General features: G+C 63.6%; 16 protein-coding genes and 2 pseudogenes. 7 read left to right on the top strand and 11 right to left on the bottom strand.

What is annotated here, in order from left to right; translation table 11 throughout:
• Positions 1-13: 13 nt before the first annotated feature.
• Positions 14-1026, top strand: a pseudogene (locus AC3B5Q_RS15195) (GlxA family transcriptional regulator).
• Here the strand turns inward: AC3B5Q_RS15195 and AC3B5Q_RS15190 are convergent.
• The 8 genes and pseudogenes from AC3B5Q_RS15190 to AC3B5Q_RS15155 form a co-directional block, all read right to left on the bottom strand.
• Entirely contained in the window at positions 993-1844 is an 852-nt protein-coding gene (locus AC3B5Q_RS15190) for a CAP domain-containing protein (RefSeq protein WP_021781664.1), read from the bottom strand. The pseudogene AC3B5Q_RS15195 and the gene AC3B5Q_RS15190 sit on opposite strands and share 34 nt — an antisense overlap.
• A 206-nt stretch (positions 1845-2050) precedes the next feature.
• Positions 2051-2662, bottom strand: coding sequence for a cell wall hydrolase (locus tag AC3B5Q_RS15185; protein ID WP_021781663.1), 612 nt, complete (start codon positions 2660-2662; stop codon positions 2051-2053).
• Between the two features lie 34 nt (positions 2663-2696).
• Entirely contained in the window at positions 2697-3614 is a 918-nt protein-coding gene (locus tag AC3B5Q_RS15180) for an AEC family transporter (protein WP_021781662.1), read from the bottom strand.
• A gap of 135 nt (positions 3615-3749) precedes the next feature.
• Positions 3750-4613: a LysR family transcriptional regulator gene (locus AC3B5Q_RS15175; protein ID WP_021781661.1), complete on the bottom strand. Its 864-nt coding sequence runs from the start codon at positions 4611-4613 to the stop codon at positions 3750-3752.
• A gap of 93 nt (positions 4614-4706) precedes the next feature.
• The gene (locus AC3B5Q_RS15170) at positions 4707-5555 is read right to left on the bottom strand and encodes an ABC transporter permease (protein WP_021781660.1); all 849 of its coding nucleotides are present in this window, start codon (positions 5553-5555) and stop codon (positions 4707-4709) included.
• Positions 5552-6568 carry an ABC transporter substrate-binding protein gene (locus AC3B5Q_RS15165; RefSeq protein WP_101196273.1) on the bottom strand — a complete coding sequence of 339 codons (1017 nt, stop codon included), beginning with the start codon at positions 6566-6568 and terminating at the stop codon, positions 5552-5554. The genes AC3B5Q_RS15170 and AC3B5Q_RS15165 overlap by 4 nt, the downstream gene beginning before the upstream one ends.
• Positions 6569-6663: 95 nt before the next feature.
• Positions 6664-7419, bottom strand: coding sequence for a methyl-accepting chemotaxis protein (locus tag AC3B5Q_RS15160; protein ID WP_241792063.1), 756 nt, complete (start codon positions 7417-7419; stop codon positions 6664-6666).
• Between the two features lie 102 nt (positions 7420-7521).
• Positions 7522-8487, bottom strand: a pseudogene (locus AC3B5Q_RS15155) (methyl-accepting chemotaxis protein); the annotation flags it as partial.
• A 568-nt stretch (positions 8488-9055) separates the two neighbouring features.
• On the opposite strand from AC3B5Q_RS15155, the gene AC3B5Q_RS15150 reads away from it, so the two are divergent.
• A complete protein-coding gene (locus AC3B5Q_RS15150) occupies positions 9056-10375 on the top strand; it encodes a Na+/H+ antiporter family protein (RefSeq protein ID WP_021781657.1) in 1320 nt (439 codons plus the stop codon).
• Between the two features lie 13 nt (positions 10376-10388).
• Here the strand turns inward: AC3B5Q_RS15150 and AC3B5Q_RS15145 are convergent, their stop codons facing one another.
• The 3 genes from AC3B5Q_RS15145 to AC3B5Q_RS15135 all read right to left on the bottom strand — a co-directional run bounded on the left by AC3B5Q_RS15145 (position 10389) and on the right by AC3B5Q_RS15135 (position 15154).
• Complete coding sequence (locus AC3B5Q_RS15145) at positions 10389-11396, bottom strand: FecR family protein (RefSeq protein ID WP_319298260.1); 1008 nt, start codon at positions 11394-11396, stop codon at positions 10389-10391.
• Positions 11397-11669: 273 nt separating this feature from the next.
• The gene (locus AC3B5Q_RS15140; protein ID WP_488392655.1) at positions 11670-13439 is read right to left on the bottom strand and encodes an acyl-CoA dehydrogenase C-terminal domain-containing protein; all 1770 of its coding nucleotides are present in this window, start codon (positions 13437-13439) and stop codon (positions 11670-11672) included.
• Positions 13440-13531: 92 nt separating this feature from the next.
• Entirely contained in the window at positions 13532-15154 is a 1623-nt protein-coding gene (locus tag AC3B5Q_RS15135) for an acyl-CoA synthetase (protein ID WP_019437073.1), read from the bottom strand.
• Between the two features lie 193 nt (positions 15155-15347).
• On the opposite strand from AC3B5Q_RS15135, the gene AC3B5Q_RS15130 reads away from it, so the two are divergent.
• From AC3B5Q_RS15130 to AC3B5Q_RS15110, 5 genes are all read left to right on the top strand, one after another.
• Positions 15348-16754 carry a sensor histidine kinase gene (locus AC3B5Q_RS15130; protein WP_488392654.1) on the top strand — a complete coding sequence of 469 codons (1407 nt, stop codon included), beginning with the start codon at positions 15348-15350 and terminating at the stop codon, positions 16752-16754.
• A 9-nt stretch (positions 16755-16763) separates the two neighbouring features.
• Entirely contained in the window at positions 16764-17396 is a 633-nt protein-coding gene (locus tag AC3B5Q_RS15125; RefSeq protein WP_021781652.1) for a response regulator transcription factor, read from the top strand.
• Positions 17397-17576: 180 nt separating this feature from the next.
• On the top strand, positions 17577-18050 hold the full coding sequence (locus tag AC3B5Q_RS15120) for a MarR family winged helix-turn-helix transcriptional regulator (protein ID WP_010954405.1): 474 nt from the start codon (positions 17577-17579) through the stop codon (positions 18048-18050).
• Between the two features lie 30 nt (positions 18051-18080).
• Entirely contained in the window at positions 18081-19274 is a 1194-nt protein-coding gene (locus AC3B5Q_RS15115) for an HlyD family secretion protein (protein WP_021781651.1), read from the top strand.
• Positions 19271-20806 carry a DHA2 family efflux MFS transporter permease subunit gene (locus tag AC3B5Q_RS15110; protein ID WP_004575310.1) on the top strand — a complete coding sequence of 512 codons (1536 nt, stop codon included), beginning with the start codon at positions 19271-19273 and terminating at the stop codon, positions 20804-20806. Before AC3B5Q_RS15115 ends, AC3B5Q_RS15110 begins: the two co-directional genes overlap by 4 nt.
• The last annotated feature ends 896 nt before the right edge of the window (positions 20807-21702 follow it).

The raw sequence follows: 21702 nt of genomic DNA, 5'->3' as shown, positions 1-21702 counted from the left end.
TGGACGTGGTTTCATGCCGCCCGACATCCGCTTGCTGATCATGCCGTTACCGGATTTTGCCTTGCTGCCGTTTGGCGCCTTTCTCGACAAATTGCGCTTCAGCGCCGACGACGAGGACTACAGCAAGCAACGCTATTGCAGCTGGACGGTGGCGGGGCTCAGCCTTGAGCCGATACCGTCGAGCAGTGGCGCGGTACTGCAGGTCGAGGCCATTGCTGATCAGCTCGAGCTGAACTGTTTCGACTACCTGGTGGTGTTTGGCGGCCGCAGTGCCATGGCCACCGCAGCGCTGGCGCCACGTTACCAGGCTTTGCTCAGGCAGGCCGCCAAGGCGGGTGTCAAGCTGGTGGGGGGCGACAATGGCGCCTTCCTGCTGGCGGCCTGCGGCCTGCTGCAGGGGCACAAGGTGGTGGTGCACTGGCGTCACGAAGCCGAGTTTCGTGCTGCTTTTCCGCAGTTGCAGCTGCTGAGCGAGCAGTTGTACTGCATCGATGGCAATCGCATCACGTGCGCCGGTGGCACTGCCGCCATAGACCTGGCCGTTGCCCTACTTTCACGCGCTTGCGGGCGAACGCGTGCGCTCAAAGGGCTGGCTGACATGCTGGTGGACGAGACCCGCGACAGCCGTCACGCCTTGCGCTCGCTGGAGCTGGGTGCCGGTCAGGGGCGCCAGGTGCAGCGGGCGCAAGCACTGATGCGTCATCACCTGGGCACGCCGTTGGCCGTGGAGCAACTGGCTGCGGAACTGGGCATCAGCCGGCGTCAACTGGACCGGCAGTTCCAGGCCAGCCACGGCATGAGCACCAAGGCCTGGTGGCTGGAGATGCGCTTGCAGCAGGCGCGCTGGCGTTTACTCAACTCCAGCCACAGCCTGGCGCAGATTGCCGATGAGGTGGGCCTGGGGGATGCCAGCTACCTTGGCAAATGCGTGCGGCGTCGGTTTGGTTGTACGGCCTTGCAGTTGCGTGCAGGCAATTGCCCCTTCACGTGACCTACTGCGGCGTCCCGAACACGCCTGTCCAGTAGATCCCGGCATCACTCTTGGGGTCCACCGCATAGGCAGCGCCCAGTTCACGGAAAGCCGGATTCATCAGCGTGGCGCAGTGCCCCGGGCTGTCCAGCCAGCCGTTGACGACCTTTTGCGCTGTGTCACGCCCGGCAGTGATATTTTCGCCGATCTGCTGGTACAGGTATCCGGCCAGTTCCGCCCGGTCACCGGGTGTGCGGCCATCTTTATCGATGTGGTCGAAGAAGTTCTGGTTGGCCATCGCCCGTGTGTGGTTGGCGGCGACCCCGGCCAGCACTGTGCTCCAGCTGAGTGCCGGGGCGGCGGCAAACGGCTGGCCGCCGCATTGCCGTGGCACCTTGCGCGCGGCGTTGACCTCCTGCAGCACCTTCTGCCCCTCGGCTTGCCAGTCGCCCAGGCGGCCGGTGAGCAGCGGCCGTGCCAGCACGATGCGCCAGTCGCGGCCCTCCTGGCTGACGCCGATATCGACGAATTGCGGATCGAGCACCACCTGGCAGAAGCTTTCCTCAATGGCATGCATGGCGGCGCGTGCATCGCGTGGCCCCGACAGGCTGATGGCCTGGACGCTGACCATTGGGTAGGCGGCGCGGGTCATGGCCTGTTGCAGGTCGCGGGTGCCCTCTGGCGACAGCGCCAGACGTGTGTCGCTGTTGAGCGGCGGCAGTTCCAGCGACGCCCCGCCACCGCAGGGCTGGGCCTTGCTGCGGTAGACATTGATCGAATCGATCAACTGCGCCTCTTCGCCGGTGGCTGCCAGCGCCCCGGTCGAAACGACCAGGCCCAGTGACAAGGCGACAACGGATGTCAGGACGCGCATGTGGATCTCCCTATGACTGGCAGCGTCGTGGTGTGCGCTGCTCATCCTACACAAGCCCGCGGCTTTTGGCCCGAGGTCGTGCAAGACAATGAAAACGCCGGCAATCGTTACTGGCGGCAAAAGAGGGAGTAGACCCCTGGTCGGTGGAAAAGTGCGGTCAGTTGCCAGTCATTCGCATCGGGCCAGCGTTGTCAGCCGTTTACGCGTCAATGGGCCAATGCCTGGTTCGGCTTGTAGAACAGGAAGTGGGTGGTCTGCGCGGTCTTGCGATAAGCCTTGGCCCAGTCGGGGCGCACCGTGCGGTCGTGGAAGTACAATGCGCCACCGGTGGGGTCTTTCAACTGCTGGTTCAGTGCCTTGCGTGCGATCTCTTTGGCAACGTCGTAGCGTTGCGGTTCCTCGACCTGGTCCGGGCGCCCGTCACACCACCATGAGAACTGACAGGCCTTGGCCTCCACACCCTGTTTGACTACCGCGCAGATGGTGTCGGGAAAGCCATCGTGGCCCAGGCGGTTGAGCACCACACTGGCCACTGCGGTCATGTCTTTGGCGTCGGCGCCTTTGGCTTCCCAGTAGATGGTACGTGCCAGGCAGGTGATGCTGTCATCCAGCGGCGCCTTGCCAGCCGGGTCCACTGCCCGCGCTTCGCCGGGGGTCAGTTTCTCCGCTTTTTTGGGGGGAGGTGCATCTTCAACGACCTTTTCTTCAAGCATTTCGGCCTTGTCCTCGGCAACGGCGGCTTTGGCCGGGTCAGCGGCATGGAGGGGGCCTGCGAGCAGGGCCGAGGTCAAGCCGATCAGCATGCAGTAAAGGCGCATGGGCGAACTACCAGGCGGTGGGCAGAATTTCAGTCTAGCCAAGCGTAAGCATTAACACCAAAGGCAGGGTAGCGGCGGCGGCCACGGTCTGCAGAGCGATGATGGTGGCCATCAGTGGCGCATTGCCGCCCATTTGCCGGGCCATGACATAAGATGACGAAGCGGTGGGCAGCGCCTGGAACAACACCGCCACCACCGCAGCCTGGCCACTCAGGCCGAGCAGCCGGCAAAGGCCCCAGGTGGTCAGTGGCATGACCAGGAACTTGAACGCCGATGCTGCCATCAGCGGCCGCACCTGCTGGCCGAGGCTGGCGCCACCCAGTGCTGCGCCGACACACAGCAAACCCAGAGGCAGGGCGGCGTGGCCCAAGGCCTTGACCGTGGCGTCGATACCGGCTGGCAAGCCCAGCCCCGAGACCCGTAGCATCAGCCCGCCAGCGCAGCCGACGATCAACGGGTTGGCGAAGATCGCCCGAAGCACTGTGGCAGGGGAACTGTGACGGGCGCTGAAGCGGGCAAACACCAGCACGCAGAGCAGGTTGACCAAGGGCACGATGGCCGCGTTGGCCACCGCCGCCAGGGCAATACCGGCGCTGCCATAGATGCCCGCAGCCAGGGTGGCACCAATGTAGTTGTTGAAGCGGATACCGCCCTGAAACACCGAGGTGAAATCGGCACCATCATGATTTGCCGTGCCCTGATACAGCACCAGCAATAAGGCACCGACCAAGGTTGAGAGCATCAGGGCACCTGCCATGCCCAGCACCGGTATGCCATCGAGGTTGGCGGTGGCCAGCCCATGAAGGAACAGCGACGGCAGCAGGACGTAGTAGCTCAGGCGCTCGGCGCCAGGCCAGAAGCTCTCGGCAAGAAAACCGCGAATACGCAGGAAGGTACCCAGGGCAATGAGCAGGATGATGGGTAGCAGGGTGGTCAGCAGCAAGTGCAGCATGGTCAGCATTCCGTAGTCGGGTACGGGCATAGACTACGGGTGCGGATCAATCGGTAAAAACGTTGTTTTCTTCAGTGACCATTGAGGAAAAATGCATGTTGGTGGGCGCATACCGCGCTTTCGAGCAGCCTGGCTTCAGGCTTCCAGGGCGGTCTTCAACACCGCACTCAAATGCCGCCGCTGGCTTTTTTCATGCTCCAGCAACACCACCCGCCGGGTCAGCTGCGGCTCGCCAAACGGCAGGCAGGTGGCGGGTGGCAAGCGTTGCAGGTCGTCGTCCGCCATGGGGATAACCGCCACACCCAGGCCCATCACCGCCATGCGCGCCAGGGCTTCCTGGCTGTCCAGTTCCATCAGTTCGCTCACCTGCATATGCTGGCGGCGTAGCTCCTGCTCGATCTGGCGGCCAGCCCAGGCACGCTTGTCGAAGCGCAGGAAAGGCTGGCTGGCCAGCAACTGCGGCACGCTATACCCGGCCAGTTCAGGGCTGGCAATGGCCCAGAAACGGTCCTCGAACAGCGGTGTAAAGTCCAGGTTCTGCGGGTAAGGGCTGACCGGTTCGGTGGTGATCGCTGCATCGAGTTCACCGTCTTCCACGCGCCGCGCCAGCTCCGCCGACATGCCTGAGGCCACGCTGATGTGTAGCTGCGGGTGGTGAGCCTTGATCCACACCAGCGCCTTGGGCAAACGCCGCGCCAGCACCGTGTGGATCGCCCCCAGGCGCAAGCGGCCGCGCAGGCTCGGGCCGCTGGCCAGGGCATCGGCCAGTTCGTCATAGGCAGCCAGAAGGCTTTCGGCGCGGGCCACCGCCAACTGGCCGGCTTCGGTCAGCACCACCTGCCTGCGGCTACGGTCGAACAAGGCCACCTTCAGTTCGTCTTCGAGGGTTTTGATGTGCAGGCTGACCGCCGAAGGGGTGAGGCTGAGCAGGTCGGCGGCGCGGGCAAAGGTGCCGTGGCGGGCGATGGTCACCAAGGTGCGCAGGGCTTTCAGGGACATGCGGTTGAGGTCCGGTTCTCAGCTGACAGAAACGTATTGTCAGGCCCGGCCCTCTCGCAGCACAAGGCTGCTCCCAGGCACTGGCGACACGGCTCAGCGATTGCTACGCCCATAGGCCTGGCTGATCCTGTCGATCACCATCGCCAGGGCGACAATTGCCAGCCCGGCCTCCACCCCTTGGCCAACATTCAAGGTCTGGATCCCCGCCAGCACATCCTCGCCCAACCCACGGGCGCCGATCATCGACGCCACGACTACCATCGACAAGGCCATCATCACCGACTGGTTAAGCCCGGCCATGATACTTGGCAGCGCCAAGGGCAGGGCGATGCGCCGCAACCGCTGCCAACGGCTGGCGCCAAGGCCGTGTGCCGCCTGTAACAGCGAGGGGTCGATCTGGCTCAAGCCCAGTTCGGTCAACCGCACCAGCGGCGGCAGGGCGTAGATCAGCGTGGCGAACACGGCAGGCACCTTGCCCAGGCCAAACAGCATCAGCACCGGGATCAGGTAAACGAACGCAGGTAGCGTCTGCATCACATCGAGTACTGGCAACAGCAGCCGTCTGGCCAGCGGGCGGGTGGCCAGCAGGATGCCCAGCGGTACCCCCACCAGTACGCACAGGCCGGTACTGACCAGCACCAGAGCCAGGGTCTGCAGCAGCTTGTCCCAGAGCCCGAGCATACCGATCAGGGCCAGCAGCGCGACCAGCACGGCGCTGCGCAGCAGGCTGCGGCTGGCGTGCCAGGCCAGCAGCCCCACCAGCAGCAACAGCAGCCACCAAGGCAACAGACGCAGCAGGTTCTCCAGGCCGACCAGCAGTTGCAGCAACTGGTCAGAAAAACCGCGCAGGTGGTCGCCGTAGTTCAATACCAACCAGTCGACCAGGCGGTTGACGCTGTCGGCAAAGGAAAACTGCAGGGTTTGCGGGAAACCGCTGCTCACAGGCTGGCCTCGACCTTGGCGGCGATGTCCGCCGGCAGCCAGGCTTTCCACACCTCGCGGTTATCGCGCAGGAAGGTGAGGGCGGCTTTGCGCGGGGGCGTGCGTTTTTCGCTCATGACGGCCAGGGCCTTGTTCAGGCGATCGATGGGCAGGTTGACCTGTTCGAACACGCTGACCAGGTCTGGGTAGTTTTCGCGGAAGGCTTTGGACACGCCAATCGACAACTTTGCCGGCAGCGAGCGGCTGCCCTTCGGGTTGGGATTGGCGGGGTCGGTGAGGGTGGCCCAGGCCTGGGCATCGAACGGTGGCTCTTCCAGCCGGATGAGCTTGTAGCGCCCCATCAGCGGGGTCGGGTTCCAGTAGTAGAACAGCACGGGTTTGCCACGGCGGATTGCCGAACCGATCTCGGCGTCCATCGCGGCACCGGAGCCACTGCGGAAGTTGCTGTAGAGCCCATCCAGGCCATAGGCCTTGAGCTTCTGGCTGTTGACGGTTTCAGACGTCCAGCCGCTCGGGCTGTTGAGAAAGCGCCCTTTACCGGGCGATTCGGGGTCAGAAAAAACCTGCGGGTAACGCTTGAGGTCCTCGACACTGTGCAGCTCCGGCGCCACGGGTTTCAGATTGCGTGCGGCATCGCCCTCGATCACATAGGCCGGTACCCACCAACCTTCCTCTGCGTTTTTGACCGTATCGCCCAGTGCGAACACCTGGCCGGCCTGTTCGGCCTTGACCCAGGCAGGGCTGCGCCCGGCCCATTCCTCGGCGATCACTTGCAGGTCATTGCGCGCCAGGGCCACCTCCATGCTGACCGTGCTGCCAGGCAGGGTGTCGGTACGGTAGCCGTAGCCGCGCTCAACGATCAGCCGCAGGATCTCGGTAGTGAGGGCGCCGCTTTCCCAGCCGATGGCACCAAAATGGATAGGTGAAGGCTGTTCTGCCGATGCGGCGCTGTCGGTGCTGGCCAGGCCCACCGTCAACAGCAGCCCGGCCAGCAGCGCTGGAATTCTCTTCATGTAAACCTCGTCGTTCGCCACCCCTTGGCAGTGGGGGCAAGTGTAGACGACGAGGTTTTGTCGGTTTCAGGGCCACTGGCGTGGCCCCGTTTGCTTCAGACGCGGAACTGGTCCATCAGCGCTTGCTGCTGGTTGGCCAGGCTGTTCAGCGACTGGCTGACCCGCGCCGACTCGTTGGCCTGGCCAGACAGTGATTCAGTGACATCACGAATGGTCGCCACGTTGCTGTTGATTTCCTCGGCTACCGCGCTTTGCTCCTCGGCGGCAGAGGCAATCTGCAGGTTCATGTCGGTGATCACCGTCACCGCCTGGCCAATGCGCTGCAATGCCGTGACGGCTTGGCCGACCTGCTCCACGCCACCTTGGGCCTGGCGGTGGCTGTGGTCCATGGCGCCGACCACTTCGCGGGTGCCGTTCTGCAGTGCTTCGATGACCTGACGAGTTTCTTCCACCGACTCCTGAGTGCGCTGGGCCAGGTTGCGCACCTCATCGGCGACCACGGCAAAGCCACGGCCGGCCTCACCGGCGCGGGCAGCTTCGATGGCAGCGTTGAGCGCCAGCAGGTTGGTCTGTTCGGCGATCGAGCGGATCACTTCCAGTACCGAGCCGATCTTCTCGCTGTTCTGCGCCAGGCCTTCTATTTCGGCCATGGTGTCGCTCATGTTGGCGGCCAGTGCACCAATGCTGCTGGTGGTGCGGTCGATTACCGCCAAGCCCTCGCGGGTGGCCTGGTCGGCATCGCGTGCCGCCTGTGCCGCCTGGGCGGCGCTGCGGGCAACGTCCTGGGCGGTGGCGCTCATTTCATGCGAGGCGGTGGCCACCTGGTCGACTTGGCGGTACTGCTGCTCCATGCCGGCGCTGGTTTCAGTGGCAATCGCCGAGGATTGGTCGGCCGTGCCTCGGGCGGCCTGCACCGAGCTTTTGACCTCGGCGATGGTTGGCTGCAATTTGTCGAGGAAGCGGTTGAACCAGCCGGCCAGTTCGCCCAGTTCGTCTTGTTTCTGGTAGGTCAGGCGACGGGTCAGGTCGCCTTCGCCGCTGGCAATGTCCTTGAGCATGGCGGCCACGCCAAGGATTGGCCGGGTAACGCCGCGGGCCATCAGCCACACCAGCAGCAGGCCGGCAATGGCTGCGGCCAGGCCCAGGCTCAGTTCCAGCAGGGTGCCACTGGTGTTGAGCGCGTCAAGTTCCTGCTTCAGGGTTTCGGCCGGCCCGGTCAGGGCGTTTTCCGGCACATCCAGCAACACGCCCCAGGGCTGGGCGTCCGGGATTGGCCGGAATGCCGCCAGCACTTTCAAGCGCTGGCGGTCGTGGAGGATAGTCAGTTTGCCATCGGCCAGCTTGCGCACCAGCTCGGCGCCTTTGGTCGGGTCTACCTGGTCGAAGCGCTGGGCAAGCTTGCTGGCATCGGCGCTGTAGCCTGCCAGCAGGCCGACCGGGGTAAGAATGCCGACCGTGGTGCGGCCTTCGTAAAGGCTGTGGCTGGCCTCCTGGCTCAGTGCCTGCAGGCTGTTGAGGTTGATGTCGATGGACAGGGTGGCAATGATCTTGCCGTTGACCGCCAGCGGGAACACGATGCTGGTCATCAGCACCTGCTGGCCGTCGATGTCGTAGAAGTAGGGCTCCACCACACACACCTTGCCGGATGTGCGAGGGCACACCCACCAGGTGTTGGCCGGCTGGCCGCTGGGGCCGATCTCGGTGTTGGCCATGTCATGTTCGGGCAGGGCCATCGAGGTCAGCTGGCCAGCGCGTGGCTGCGACCAGTACAGGGCAAAGCGCCCGGTTTCGTTGCTGCCCAGTTCTGCCTTGCCGGCAAACAGGCTGTCCTTGTCGTCCAGGGCATTGGGCTCGAACACCAGTGACAGGCCGAGCAGGTCGGGGTTGGCTTGCAGTGCGGCGCGCACCTGGCGGGTCATGTCCTCGCGCAGGTCGAAGGCATCGAGAAAGCGCTTTTCGGCCTGCTCGCGGAGGAACAGTACCTGGCGGGCGAAGCCGGCGCCGTACTGGTAGGCATCCATGAACTGGCGGCGAATGTTCAGCGCTTGCACTTCACCTTGTGATTCGATACGTGACTGCGCCGCCTCGGTCAGCATCTGCATGCTGCTGGCCTTGACCAGGTCCGAACTGTGATCCATGCGGTACAGCGACAGGCCGACGAGCAAGGTGACGATACCGGCCAGACAGAGACCGGCGAGCAGGGTGATTTTCCACTGGATGGAAAGTTGTCGCAAAGGCATGGGGGCGGATCCCTTTTTGGCAGTAAGGGTTATGGCTTTATTTGCGGTGGGGCGGGGAGGCGCCAAAGCTCTCCAGCCAGGCACCTCGCTGCCTCCCACAGTATCGGCCTATGCCGTTTTTTCTTTATTCAAACATTCAATTTAAATTCGGCCACCCGTTGACGCGCTGCATCAAGGCGCTTTTGACATCTGCCGCCTACTGCTTCAGAGTTCGCGCTTTTTTCTGTCGTAATGAGGTAAGCCAACCATGAATGCAGTGATCGCCGCGGTCGGCATCATGCTGATACTCAGCCTGTCCCGCGTGCACGTGGTCATCGCCCTGATCATCGGCGCCCTGGTCGGTGGGCTGGTGGGCGGCCTGGGTATCGAAGGCACGCTCAAAGCCTTCAACGGTGGCCTAGGTGGTGGTGCCACGGTGGCTTTGTCTTATGCACTGCTGGGTGCCTTTGCCGTGGCAATCGCCAAGTCTGGCCTGGCTCATGCGCTGGCCGACCGCGCCCTGGCCATGATCGACCGGCGAGGGGACGCCAAGGGTGGCAAGGTCAAGTGGCTGATGATCGGCCTGATGCTGGTGGTGGCCGTGTCGTCCCAGAACATCCTGCCTATCCACATTGCCTTCATCCCGCTGCTGGTGCCGCCTCTGTTGTACGTGTTGACGCGCCTGCGCATCGACCGCCGGCTGATCGCCTGTGTAATCACCTTTGGCCTGATCACCCCGTACATGTTCCTGCCGGCGGGCTTCGGCAATATCTTCCTCAACGAGATCCTGCTGGCCAACGTTGCCCGCGCAGGTGTCGATGTGAGCGGCGTCAACGTCACCCACGCCATGGCCATCCCGGCAGCCGGCATGCTCGTCGGCCTTCTGGTGGCGGTGTTCATCAGCTACCGCAAGAAGCGCGACTACGACCTGACGCGCATCCAGCAGGTGGAGCAGGTGAGCGTGCAGTACAACCCGCTGACCTTGCTGGTGGCCGGGCTGGCGATCGCTTCAGCCTTCATCGTTCAGCTGTTGCTGGACTCGATGATCATCGGCGCCATGGTCGGTTTCCTGATCTTCTCGCTGTCGGGCATCGTCAAGTGGAAAGATACCGACGACCTGTTCACCGAAGGCATGAAAATGATGGCCATGATCGGCTTCATCATGATTACCGCGTCCGGCTTTGCCGAGGTGATGAAGGCCACCGGTGAGGTGATGAGCCTGGTGGAAACCTCGGCGCAGTGGATCGACCACAGCAAGGGCATCGGTGCCTTGCTGATGCTGCTGGTAGGCCTTTTGGTGACGATGGGGATCGGCTCGTCGTTCTCCACCGTGCCGATCCTGGCCGCGATCTTCGTGCCACTGTGCGTGCAACTGGGCTTCGACCCGTTGGCCACGGTGTGCATCATCGGTACTGCCGGTGCATTGGGCGATGCGGGTTCGCCGGCCTCTGACTCGACCCTGGGCCCAACCTCGGGCCTGAACGTGGATGGCCAGCATCACCACATCTGGGACACCGTGGTGCCGACCTTCATCCATTACAACTTGCCGTTGATGGCGTTCGGCTGGTTGGCAGCGATGACCTTGTAAGGCGGGGAGGGCGTCAGCCCTTGTCGGGCGGCGGCGAGATGCGATTGAGCACGGTGCTGCCGTCCTTGCTGCGGGTCAGGTAGACCGGTAGGACTTTGGGCAGGTTGTTGACCAGGCGCCCCACGTCACGGGTGTTGTAGATGCCGCTGATGCGGATACGGCCGGTGCTGGCATCGGCCAGCAGCAGCGGGGCGTCGAGGTAGCGGTTGATCACCGGCAGCGCCTGTTCCAGGCTCAGGTTGTCGAGCACCAGCTTGCCGCTGCGCCATGCCAGGCTGTTGCCATAGTCGTCGCTTTGCTCCAGCTGCGGCTCGAAGTCGCCCTTGTGGTAGCTGGCCTGCATGCCAGGGCCAAGGCGGTAGCCACCGGCACTGCCCTCACTGGACACCAGTACTGAACCTTCCACCAGGGTGACCTTCACCTGGTCTTGGTACTTCCACACGTTGAACTGGGTGCCGGTGACCCGGGTCTGGCCACTGCCGGCACGCACGATGAACGGGTGGCTGCTGTCGTGTCGCACCTTGAAGAACGCCTCGCCGCGCTTGAGCGTGACCTGGCGTTGGTCCTTGTAGTTGAGGAAGGTGAGCTCGGTGTGGAGGTTGAGCTGTACCGTGCTGCCGTCGCTGAGTTCCACGGTCTGCATGCGGTCACTGGCTTCGAAGTGCTGGTAGTGGTTGGGCAACCAGCCCTGTTCCCACCCCATCCAGCCGGCCAGCGGCAGCACTGCCAGGGCGATGGCTGCAGCAGACGCCAATGGCCGCCAGTTGCGAGGGCGGGCGGCGTGTTTGACGGGTGGGTTGAAGTCGATGACGGTGGCGCTGCGCGGCAGCAGGTCGGCGGTTTGCCAGATCTCCAGCATCGCCTGGTACTCTTCGGCATGCCGCGGGTCGGCCGCCAACCAGTCAGCGAATTCTTCATGCTCGGCCTGCGTGCAATCTTCGGCGTGAAGGCGCATGCACCAATGCGCTGCGGCGTCGGTGATGGCATCGTCTGGGTTGGGATTGAGGCGGTCGTGGTTCATTGCGGCTCCGGGTTTTGCGCATTCTACCCTTGCGGGAGGGCTCCCGAGAACCAATGTAATGGCGAATGACTATCAGTTGTGCCGGTTTTTCGTCGGATTAGCCATGGTTTTTCAGCGTTTGAGAACCCTTCGCGGGCACAAGACGATGTCTGCAATCGCTTCTGGAACGGGCTGATGCTGCGAAGAGGTCAGTGAGTACAGATTCGTTAGCCTGCACCGGCCTCTTCGCAGCACACGGCTGCGCTTGCAAAAAGCGCGTCAGTGACACATCGCTCAGAACTGTGCAGCCTCTAGCCCATAAAGGCTGCCACTGCCGGCCCGAATACTCGCCTCCAGCCCCAGCCCTCGCGGCAAGACCCGCTGGAAATAGAACGCCGCACACGCAAGCTTCGCGCCATGAAACGCCTCATCCTCCTCACGTTTGGCCAACGCCACCGCAGCCATCCGCGCCCACATATATGCGTACGCAGTCAGCCCGAACAGCTGCAGGTACTCAACCGCCACCGCGCTGACCAGGTTGGCATCTTCGCCTGCCTGCTCCCGCAGCCAGCTGCTGGTGGCCTCCATCCGCGCCAGGCTCGCCTGCAGGTCCTCGCGGTACAAGGGCGCATCCACACTGAAGGCTCGCACTTCGCTGGCAAAGCTGGCCAACGCCTGACCATCGTCGGCCAGCACCTTGCGCCCCAGCAGATCAAGGGCCTGGATGCCGTTGGTGCCTTCATAGATCTGTGCAATGCGCACGTCTCGCACCCGTTGCTCCTGGCCCCATTCGCGGATGTAGCCATGACCGCCATACACCTGCTGGCCAAGCACGCAGCTTTCCAGACCGTTATCGGTGAAGAATGCCTTGGCCACCGGTGTCAGCAGTGCCACCAGGCGCTGGGCATGCTCGCGCTCGCCGGCGTCCTCGGCATAGCGTGCCACGTCCAGTTGCTGGCCAACGTAGACGGCGAACGCCCGACCTGCTTCGGTGAGGGTGCGCATGGTCAGCAGCATGCGCCGGACATCGCCATGGTGGATGATCGGGTCGGCCGCCTTGTCGTGTGCCCGCGGGCCAGTCGCTGCGCGGCTCTGCAGGCGCTCGTTGGCGTAGCGGGCGGCGCTCTGGTAGGAGGCTTCGGCACAACCGATGCCTTGTATGCCGATGGACAGGCGTTCGTAGTTCATCATGGTGAACATCGCTGCCAGGCCCTTGTTCGGCTCGCCCACCAGGTAACCGATGGCACCATCAAAGTTCATGACACAGGTCGCCGAGGCCTTGATGCCCATCTTGTGTTCGATCGAGCCACAGTGGACAGCGTTGCGCGCGCCCAGACGGCCATCGGCCTCGACCAGGAATTTGGGCACCAGGAACAGCGATATACCTTTGGCACCGGCGGGCGCATCCGGCAGTTTGGCCAACACCAGGTGGACGATGTTCTCGGTCAGGTCCTGCTCGCCGCCGGTAATGAAGATCTTGCTGCCACTGATGCGCACGCTGCCATCGGCCTGGGGCTCGGCGCGGGTGCGGATCAGCCCCAGGTCAGTGCCGGCATGGGGTTCGGTCAGGCACATGGTACCGGCCCAGCGGCCTTCATACAGCGGTGGCAGGTAAGTGGCCTTGAGGGTTTCGCTGGCGTGGGCATCGATCGCCAGGCAACTGCCGGCGCTCAACGCCGAATACAGGCTGAAGCTGCAGTCAGCGGCGTAGAGCATCTCTTCGAACAGCACGCCGAGCATCTTTGGCATGCCCATGCCGCCGTGTTCCGGGTTGCCGCCCAAGCCAACCCAGCCACCTTCGCGGTAGGTGTTCCAGGCCTCGCGGAAGCCATCAGGGGTGGTGACCTGGCCTGCGTCGAAGCACACACCTTGCTCGTCACCGTTGCGGCTGAGCGGGGCAATCAGCTGGCCGGTGACTTTGGCAGCTTCTTCGAGAATGGCGTCGGCAGTGTCGGCATCGATGCGTTCGGCCAGGGCGGGCAGGCGGGCCCACAGGTCCGAAGCGTTGAACACGTCATGCAGGACGAAGCGCATGTCGCGCAGGGGGGCGGAATAGGTGGTCATCGGCAGCTCTTGCAATAGTGGGGGATGGTTGGGCGTGCGCTGAACCTTCAGGCGCAGCCGTGTGCTGCGCCTGAAGCGGAGCGGCTACGGCATCAGAGGGCCTTGGCCCGGTCGCGCAACACGTACTTCTGGATCTTGCCGGTCGAGGTCTTGGGCAGCTCGCCGAACACCACGGTCTTCGGCACCTTGAACCCGGCCAGGTGCTCGCGGCACCAACTGGTGATGTCGGCTTCACGGGTGTCCTCCCGGCCTGGCTTCAGGGCAACGAAGGCGCACGGGGTTTCCCCCCATTTTTCATCCGGGCGCGCCACCACGGCGGCTTCCAGCACTGCCGGGTGCTTGTACAGGGCGTCTTCGACCTCGATGGTGGAGATGTTCTCGCCACCGGAAATGATGATGTCCTTGAGCCGGTCCTTGATCTCGATATAGCCGTCGGCATGCCACACGGCCAGGTCGCCGGTGTGGAACCAGCCGCCACGGAAGGCTTCGGCGGTGGCTTCAGGGTTTTTCAGGTAGCCCTTCATCACCGTGTTGCCGCGCATGAAGATTTCGCCCAGGGTATCGCCGTCGCGGGGCACCGGCTGAAGGGTTTGCGGGTCGGCAACCATCAGGCCATCGAGGGTCGGGTAGCGCACGCCTTGGCGAGACTTGATCCGGGCACGCTCTTCCAGCGAAAGCGCGTCCCATTCGTCATGCCAGGCACACACGGTCACCGGGCCGTAGACCTCGGTCAGGCCATAGGTGTGGGTGACCTTGATGCCCATTTGCTCCACGGCGCCGATGACCTTGGCCGGTGGTGCAGCGCCGGCGACCATGGCCTGCACCGGGTGCTCGATGGCTGCCTTGGCCGCCTCGGGCATGTTGACCAGCGCGTTGAGCACGATCGGCGCACCGCACAGGTGGCTGACTTTGTGCTCGCGGATCAGGGTCAGGATTTTCTGCGGGTCGACCCGGCGCAGAAACACGTGGGTGCCGGCCAGCGCGGTGATGGTCCAGGGGTAGCACCAGCCGTTGCAGTGGAACATCGGCAACGTCCACAGGTACACCGGTCGGTGGCCCATGGCCCAGGTCATCTGGTTGCCCAGTGCGTTCAGGTAGGCGCCACGGTGGTGGTAGACCACGCCCTTGGGGTTGCCGGTGGTGCCGGAGGTGTAGTTCAGTGATATGGCCTGCCACTCGTCATCGGGCCATTCCCAGGCAAATTCCGGGTCGCCTTCGTTGAGCAGGGCCTCATAGTCCAGCTCGCTGACCGCGCGGCCTTCACCGTACTCCGGGTCATCTACATCAACCACCAGCGGCGGGTGTTCAAGCAGTGCCAGAGCGCCTTCGATGACCGCATGGAACTCGCGGTCGGTGATCAGCACCTTGGCCTCGCCATGCTGCAGCATGAAGGCGATGGCCTCGGCATCCAGGCGCACGTTCAGGGTATTGAGCACAGCACCGGTCATGGGTACGCCGAAATGCGCCTCGAGCATGGTCGGGGTGTTGGGCAGCATCACTGCCACGGTGTCGCCGCGGCCAATGCCACGGCCGGCCAGGGCGCTGGCCAGGCGCCGACAGCGTTGGTAGGTTTCTTGCCAGTTGCGGCGGATGGCGCCGTGGATGACGGCCGGGTAGTTGCCGTAAACGGCCGCGGTGCGTTCGATGAAGCTCAGCGGGGTGAGGGCGACATGGTTGACGGCAGCGGGCATCAGGCCCTGGGCATAGATCGACATGCGGTAATCCTGTAAGGGAGGCAGACGCAGCCTGTGCACCTGGCCCCCGATGGCTGATTGTTAGCTCTGTTCAGGGTGCAGGGGGCGGACGGTGGGCCGCCCCCTCTGTCGCAGTTTTACGCGAGTCGCTATGGTATTAGGAATATCGACTATAGCAATATAGTAAAACTACTATAACAACAGGCCGCCTACCGTGGATGACACTGCTTACCCCTTGCTTGCCAAAGACCCCCAACCCAGTCTGTTGCTGGCCAGTGATGCAAGCCCGCTGGCACTCAACCCGGCACTGCAGGCCTGGGTCGCCGAAGGGCCTGAGCTGGCTTGCTGGCTGCCGGCCAATTGCGCTGCCCTGGTGCGTGCCTGTCTGCGCCAGCACCGGGCGATCAGCGATGTCGAAGTGCAGGTCGGCGAACGTATCGTGCTGTGGACGTTCATGCCGGACAACCACGGCCAGCAGGTGCTGGGCCGCTGCCGTGATGCCAGCGAAGAGCGCCATGGCGCACGCGAAGCCAGCCGCGCCCGGCGCCTGTATCGGTTGATTATCGAAAACACCACCGACCTGATTTCCCGACACAGCCCCGATGGCCGCTTTCTCGATGCCTCACCGGCAGCCTACCGCCTGCTCGGCCTGTGGCCCGAGCAGCTGCGTGGCATGCCTGTACATACCTTGCTGCATCCGCGCGAACGGCGTCAGGTACTACGCCAGGCCGCTGCCGCGCTGGACCAGGATGGCTACCACACCATGACCTGCCGGGTACGCCAGGCGACAGGCGACTACCGCTGGTTCGAAATCGCCAGCCGGGCGATCCGCGAGACCTACACGGGCGCGGTGGTGGAGGTGGTCAGCGTGTCCCGCGACATCACCTTGCGCATCGAAGCGCAGGAAAGCCTGGCGCACAGTGCCCGCCTCGCTACCCTGGGCGAGCTGGCCTCGGGCATCGCCCACGAGATCAATCAGCCACTGGCCGCGGTGGTCAACTATGCCAACGCCAGTCAGCGTTACCTGCAGGGCCTGGAACGTGCCCCCCAGGCTCGCGAGCGGGTAGGCCAGGGCCTGCAGCGTATCAGCGAACAGGCCACCCATGCCGCCGAAGTGATCCGCCGCCTGCGTGCCTTCCTGCGCAAGGGGCCGCGCCGCCTGGAGGCGCTGGATGTGGCCGAGCTGGCTGGCGAAGCCATGCGCCTGTGCGCCTGGGAAGCCGCGCGGGACCAAGTGCAGGTGGAACTTCGCATGAGCGCTCAACTGCCCTTGGTGTATGCCGACCGAGTGCTGCTGGAGCAGGTGCTGCTCAACCTGCTGCGCAATGCCATCGATGCCAATCGCGAGCAGCAGGGGGAGCGGCCGTCACGTATCCTGCTCTGCGCTGCGCGCGATGGCGATGGGGTGCTGGTCGAGGTAGCCGACCAGGGCCCGGGCGTGGCACCGGAGCGGCTGGATGAAATCTTTACGCCGTTCACCACCAGCAAGGCCGACGGCCTGGGCTTGGGCTTGAGCATGAGCCGCAGCCTGATCGAAGGCTTCGGTGGCAGCCTGTGGGCGCGGGCGGGTGACAGCGGCGGTCTGGTACTGTGCTGCCGGCTGGCGGTCAGCAGGGAATAAGGGGAGGCAGTGTTGCAAGCAAAAGTGTATGTGGTCGATGACGACCAGGGGATGCGCGACTCTACGGTCTGGCTGCTGCAGTCGGTGGGCCTGCAAGCCTTGCCGTTCGCCAGCGGGCAGGCGTTTCTCGACGCCTGCGTCGATGATGGGCCCGCCTGTGTGCTGCTGGATGTGCGCATGCCGGGGTTGGGCGGGTTGGCTGTGCAGCAGGCGATGCGTGAGCGTGGCCTGATGGTGCCGGTGATCTTCGTCAGCGGTCATGCCGATGTACCGATCGTGGTGCGGGCATTCAAGGCCGGTGCCTGCGACTTCATCGAAAAACCCTACAACGACCAGTTGCTGCTCGACAGCGTTCAGGCTGCGCTGGAGCACGCCGGGCTGGCGCGACAAGGCGATCAGGCGCTGGCCTTGGTGCAGGCGCGTATCGATGGCCTGACGCCGCGTGAGCGGGACGTGTTCGTACCCTTGGCCCAAGGGTTGAGCAACCGCGAAATTGCCGAGCAGTTGGGCATCAGCGTCAAGACCGTGGACCTGTACCGGGGGCGGGTGATGAAGCGGTTGCAGGCGGGCAGCCTCGCAGAACTGGTGGGAATGGCGATTGCTTGCGGGGCGGTGGAGGCGTTGGGCCTGCGAGCGCGTTAGCCGCCTTTACGCACACCCTTGCAGGCGCGGCCTTGTGTGCAGCAATGGGCCGCAATACGCGCCTGCTGAGAGCGGTGAGACAGGCAGAAGTCATGAAATATTTCATAGCTTGCTAATGAAGGCTTTGACATTCACTGCCTAGGCAGTAATATTTCTACACACTTAACTGAGCAGTCAACGATGGCCCATTTTTCCCCCGAAAACTTCCAGACCTGCGCCATCGGCATGTTGCTTGGCCGTGCTGCGATTCTCAAAGACCGCATTCTTGACTGGCACCTGGAGTCAGAGGGCGTCACCGCCGCGCAGTTCAAAGTGCTGATCATCGTCACCCAGTACCAGGTGGATACCCCGGCCGAACTGTGCCGGTACCTGGGCCTGGACAGCGGTTCGATGACCCGCATGCTCGACCGCCTCGAGCAGAAGGAACTGATCGTGCGCAACCGCTGCGCCGACGACCGGCGCCAAGTGCGCCTGGCACTCACTGCGGACGGCCAGCGCCTGGCCAACCGCCTGCCGGAAATTGGCGCCGCCGCCATGAACGAGTTGTGCGGCGTGCTGGCACCAGAGGAGCTCAAGACCCTGGAAGGCCTGCTGGCCAAGGTGCTGCTCAGTGCTGGCGACCCGTTGACGATCCGCCGCTTTGGCGACCGTTGAACCCTGTAACGAATTATCCAAGGTATTGTCATGGCCACTCCCACAGACACCCCGACTCCCTCCGCCGCGCCCGAGTCGTCACGCAAGCGCAAGGCCTGGCTGCTTGGCCTGCTGTTGCTGCTGATCCTTGCCGGGGTCGGCACCTGGGCCTGGTACAGCATTGTCGGGCGTTGGCACGAAAGCACCGACGATGCCTACGTCAACGGCAACGTGGTGGAGATCACCCCGCTGGTCGCTGGCACCGTTACCAGCATCGGGGCCGATGACGGCGACCTGGTCCACGCCGGCCAGGTGTTGCTGCAATTCGACCCGGCCGACAGCGAAGTGGCCTTGCAGTCCGCCGAAGCCAAGCTGGCACGCACCGTGCGGCAGGTGCGCGGGCTGTACAGCAACGTCGACTCGCTGAAGGCTCAACTGGAAACGCGCCAAGCTGAACTGCGCAAGGCGCAGCAGGACTTCAACCGGCGCAAGGTGCTGGCTGACAGCGGTGCGATTGCCGCAGAAGAACTGTCCCATGCCCGCGACGACCTGACCGTTGCCCAGGCCGCCGTCAACAGTGCGCGCCAACAGCTCAGCACCAGCAGCGCGCTGGTCGACGACACCGTGGTGTCCTCGCACCCCGACGTCATGGCTGCTGCTGCCGACCTGCGCCAGGCCTACCTCGACCACGCCCGCACCACGTTGGTCGCGCCGGTCACCGGCTACGTTGCCAAGCGTACCGTCCAGTTGGGCCAGCGCCTGCAGCCGGGCACCGCGACCATGGCGGTAATCCCGCTGGATCAGGTGTGGATCGATGCCAACTTCAAGGAAACCCAGCTGCGTGAGATGCGCATTGGCCAGCCGGTGGAAGTCACCGCTGATTTGTACGGCAGCGAGGTCAAGTACAGCGGCACGGTCGACAGCCTTGGCGCGGGCACCGGCAGCGCCTTTGCCTTGCTGCCGGCGCAGAACGCAACCGGTAACTGGATCAAGATTGTCCAGCGAGTACCCGTGCGCATCCACCTCAGCCCCGACCAGCTCAAGGACCACCCCCTCCGTATCGGCCTGTCCACCGTGGTTGAAGTCGACCTGCATGACCAGAGCGGCCCGGCTTTGGCCCAGCAGCCTCCGCAGAAGGCCAGCTACACCACCCAGGTGTATGACCACCAGCTGGTCGAAGCCGACAACCTGATCGCCCGGCTGATTCACGAGAACAGCGCAACCGGCAAGACGGCGCAACGATGAGCAACAACGCCGCTGCCCAGTTCACGCCGCCGAGTCTGCTGCTGACCACCATCGGCCTGTCGCTCGCGACGTTCATGCAGGTGCTGGACACCACCATCGCCAACGTGGCCTTGCCGACCATTTCCGGCAACCTGGGGGTGAGTTACGAGCAAGGTACCTGGGTCATCACCTCGTTCGCGGTGAGCAACGCTATCGCCTTGCCGCTGACCGGCTGGCTGAGCCGGCGCTTTGGTGAAGTGAAGCTGTTCATTTGGGCCACGCTGCTGTTCGTGCTGGCGTCGTTCCTGTGTGGTATTGCCCAGTCGATGCCCGAGCTGGTGGGGTTTCGTGTCTTGCAGGGCGTGGTCGCCGGGCCGCTTTACCCGATGACCCAAACCCTGCTGATTGCTGTCTACCCCCCGGCAAAACGGGGGATGGCACTGGCGCTGCTGGCGATGGTCACGGTGGTGGCGCCGATTGCCGGGCCGATTCTTGGGGGCTGGATTACCGATAGCTACAGCTGGCCATGGATCTTCTTCATCAATGTGCCCATCGGCCTGTTCGCTGCTGCCGTGGTGCGCCAGCAGATGCGCACGCGCCCGGTGGTCACCAGCCGCCAGCCGATGGATTACATTGGCCTGCTGACCCTGATTATCGGCGTCGGTGCCTTGCAGGTAGTGCTGGACAAAGGCAACGATCTGGACTGGTTCGAATCGTCGTTCATCATTGTCGGCAGCCTGATCTCGGTGGTGTTCCTGGCGGTGTTCGTGATCTGGGAGCTGACCGACCGGCACCCGGTGGTCAACTTGCGTCTGTTCGTGCACCGCAACTTCCGCATTGGCACCATTGTGCTGGTCGGGGGGTATGCCGGGTTCTTCGGTATCAACCTGATCCTGCCGCAGTGGTTGCAGACGCAGATGGGCTATACCGCGACTTGGGCAGGCCTGGCGGTTGCGCCGATCGGCTTGCTGCCGGTGATCATGTCGCCGTTCGTGGGTAAATATGCGCACCGGTTCGACTTGCGGGTGCTGGCTGGGTTGGCGTTCCTGGCGATCGGTACCAGTTGCTACATGCGTGCTGGTTTCACCAGCGAGGTGGACTTCCAGCACGTGGCTTTGGTGCAGTTGTTCATGGGGATTGGCGTGGCGTTGTTCTTCATGCCGACGTTGAGCATTCTGCTGTCCGATCTGCCGCCGCACCAGATTGCCGACGGTTCGGGGCTGGCGACTTTTCTGCGAACCTTGGGCGGGAGTTTTGCGGCTTCGTTGACCACCTGGATCTGGATTCGTCGGGCGGACCAGCACCATGCCTATCTGAGCGAGCACATCAGCCAGTTCGACCCGACGACGCGGCATACCCTTGAGCAGTTGGGCGGCGCCAGCCCGCAGAGTTATGCGCAGTTGGAGCAGATACTCAACGGGCAGGCTTACATGATGTCGACGGTGGATTACTTCACGTTGATGAGCTGGGTGTTTGCCGGGTTGATTCTGCTGGTGTGGTTCGCCAAGCCGCCCTTTACCGCCAAGGCGGGCCCGGCATCGGCGGGGCATTGAGCTAAACAAGGCAAGATCCCGATGCTCTCGGTCTCGGTCTTGCTTCGGCTTTTGATCTTGCTTCTAAGCGCGCGATAGTCCAGGCGCCGCGGATTGCGACTTCAGGAGGCCGAGCGCAGGGCTTGCGAAGGGAGGTGACGGGCATGGATGCCCGTCAAGCGCTGGGCCCCAGGATGGGGCCTGCAGCGCGGTCCTCCCGGGAGCAAGGCCGGAGCGAGGGGACCCCGGAGCGTAGCGCAGGGGCCGGATGATGGGAGCACAGCGTTTTTTGGTTACTTTTTGTCGCGTTTGACAAAAAGTGACCCGCCGTAAGGGCGGAAAGGTGACTATGCGCCACCTTCGTGAATGAATACCTACTCGATGTGAATGCCCACATCCAAGAAGCAAGAAGCAAGAAGCAAGAAGCAAATTCGTCTGTTTTGACTCAGCGAACAGTCCATTCGCGATGGCGACGCTGACTCACCTTTTCGCCCTTACGGCGAGTCACTTTTTGTCAAACGCGACAAAAAGTAACCAAAAAACGCTGCGCTCCCATCATCCGGCCCCTGCGCTGCGCTCCGGGGTCCCCTCACTCCGGCCTTGCTCCCGGCAGGACCGCGCCGAAGGCCCCATCCTGGGGCCTCAGCGCTTGACGGGCATCCATGCCCGTCACCTGCCTCCGCAAGGCCTGCGTTCGGCCTCCTGAAGTCGCGAAGATCAAGATCAAGATCAAGATCAAGATCAACAGCAGAGTTGATCTAAACACAAGGCAAGATCTCGATGCTCTCGCTCTCGCTCTCGCTCTCGCTCTCGCTTCGGCTTTTGATTTTGCTTCTAAGCGCGCGATAGCCCAGGCGCCGCGGATTGCGACTTCAGGAGGCCGAGCGCAGGGCTTGCGAAGGGAGGTGACGGGCATG

The sequence above is a fragment of the Pseudomonas sp. D5(2026) genome, from assembly GCF_057766845.1.
Note: the sequence above shows the minus strand (reverse complement) of the source record. Positions and strands in the feature narration are given on the sequence as shown.

What these genes read in the sequence shown, in the direction of transcription:
- AC3B5Q_RS15190 (WP_021781664.1), bottom strand. Translation starts at nt 1,844, where the DNA reads ATGCGCGTCCTGACATCCGTTGTCGCCTTGTCACTGGGCCTGGTCGTT.
- AC3B5Q_RS15185 (WP_021781663.1), bottom strand. Translation starts at nt 2,662, where the DNA reads ATGCGCCTTTACTGCATGCTGATCGGCTTGACCTCGGCCCTGCTCGCA.
- AC3B5Q_RS15180 (WP_021781662.1), bottom strand. Translation starts at nt 3,614, where the DNA reads ATGCTGCACTTGCTGCTGACCACCCTGCTACCCATCATCCTGCTCATT.
- AC3B5Q_RS15175 (WP_021781661.1), bottom strand. Translation starts at nt 4,613, where the DNA reads ATGTCCCTGAAAGCCCTGCGCACCTTGGTGACCATCGCCCGCCACGGC.
- AC3B5Q_RS15165 (WP_101196273.1), bottom strand. Translation starts at nt 6,568, where the DNA reads ATGAAGAGAATTCCAGCGCTGCTGGCCGGGCTGCTGTTGACGGTGGGC.
- AC3B5Q_RS15160 (WP_241792063.1), bottom strand. Translation starts at nt 7,419, where the DNA reads ATGGAGCAGCAGTACCGCCAAGTCGACCAGGTGGCCACCGCCTCGCAT.
- AC3B5Q_RS15150 (WP_021781657.1), top strand. Translation starts at nt 9,056, where the DNA reads ATGAATGCAGTGATCGCCGCGGTCGGCATCATGCTGATACTCAGCCTG.
- AC3B5Q_RS15145 (WP_319298260.1), bottom strand. Translation starts at nt 11,396, where the DNA reads ATGAACCACGACCGCCTCAATCCCAACCCAGACGATGCCATCACCGAC.
- AC3B5Q_RS15140 (WP_488392655.1), bottom strand. Translation starts at nt 13,439, where the DNA reads ATGACCACCTATTCCGCCCCCCTGCGCGACATGCGCTTCGTCCTGCAT.
- AC3B5Q_RS15135 (WP_019437073.1), bottom strand. Translation starts at nt 15,154, where the DNA reads ATGTCGATCTATGCCCAGGGCCTGATGCCCGCTGCCGTCAACCATGTC.
- AC3B5Q_RS15120 (WP_010954405.1), top strand. Translation starts at nt 17,577, where the DNA reads ATGGCCCATTTTTCCCCCGAAAACTTCCAGACCTGCGCCATCGGCATG.
- AC3B5Q_RS15115 (WP_021781651.1), top strand. Translation starts at nt 18,081, where the DNA reads ATGGCCACTCCCACAGACACCCCGACTCCCTCCGCCGCGCCCGAGTCG.
- AC3B5Q_RS15110 (WP_004575310.1), top strand. Translation starts at nt 19,271, where the DNA reads ATGAGCAACAACGCCGCTGCCCAGTTCACGCCGCCGAGTCTGCTGCTG.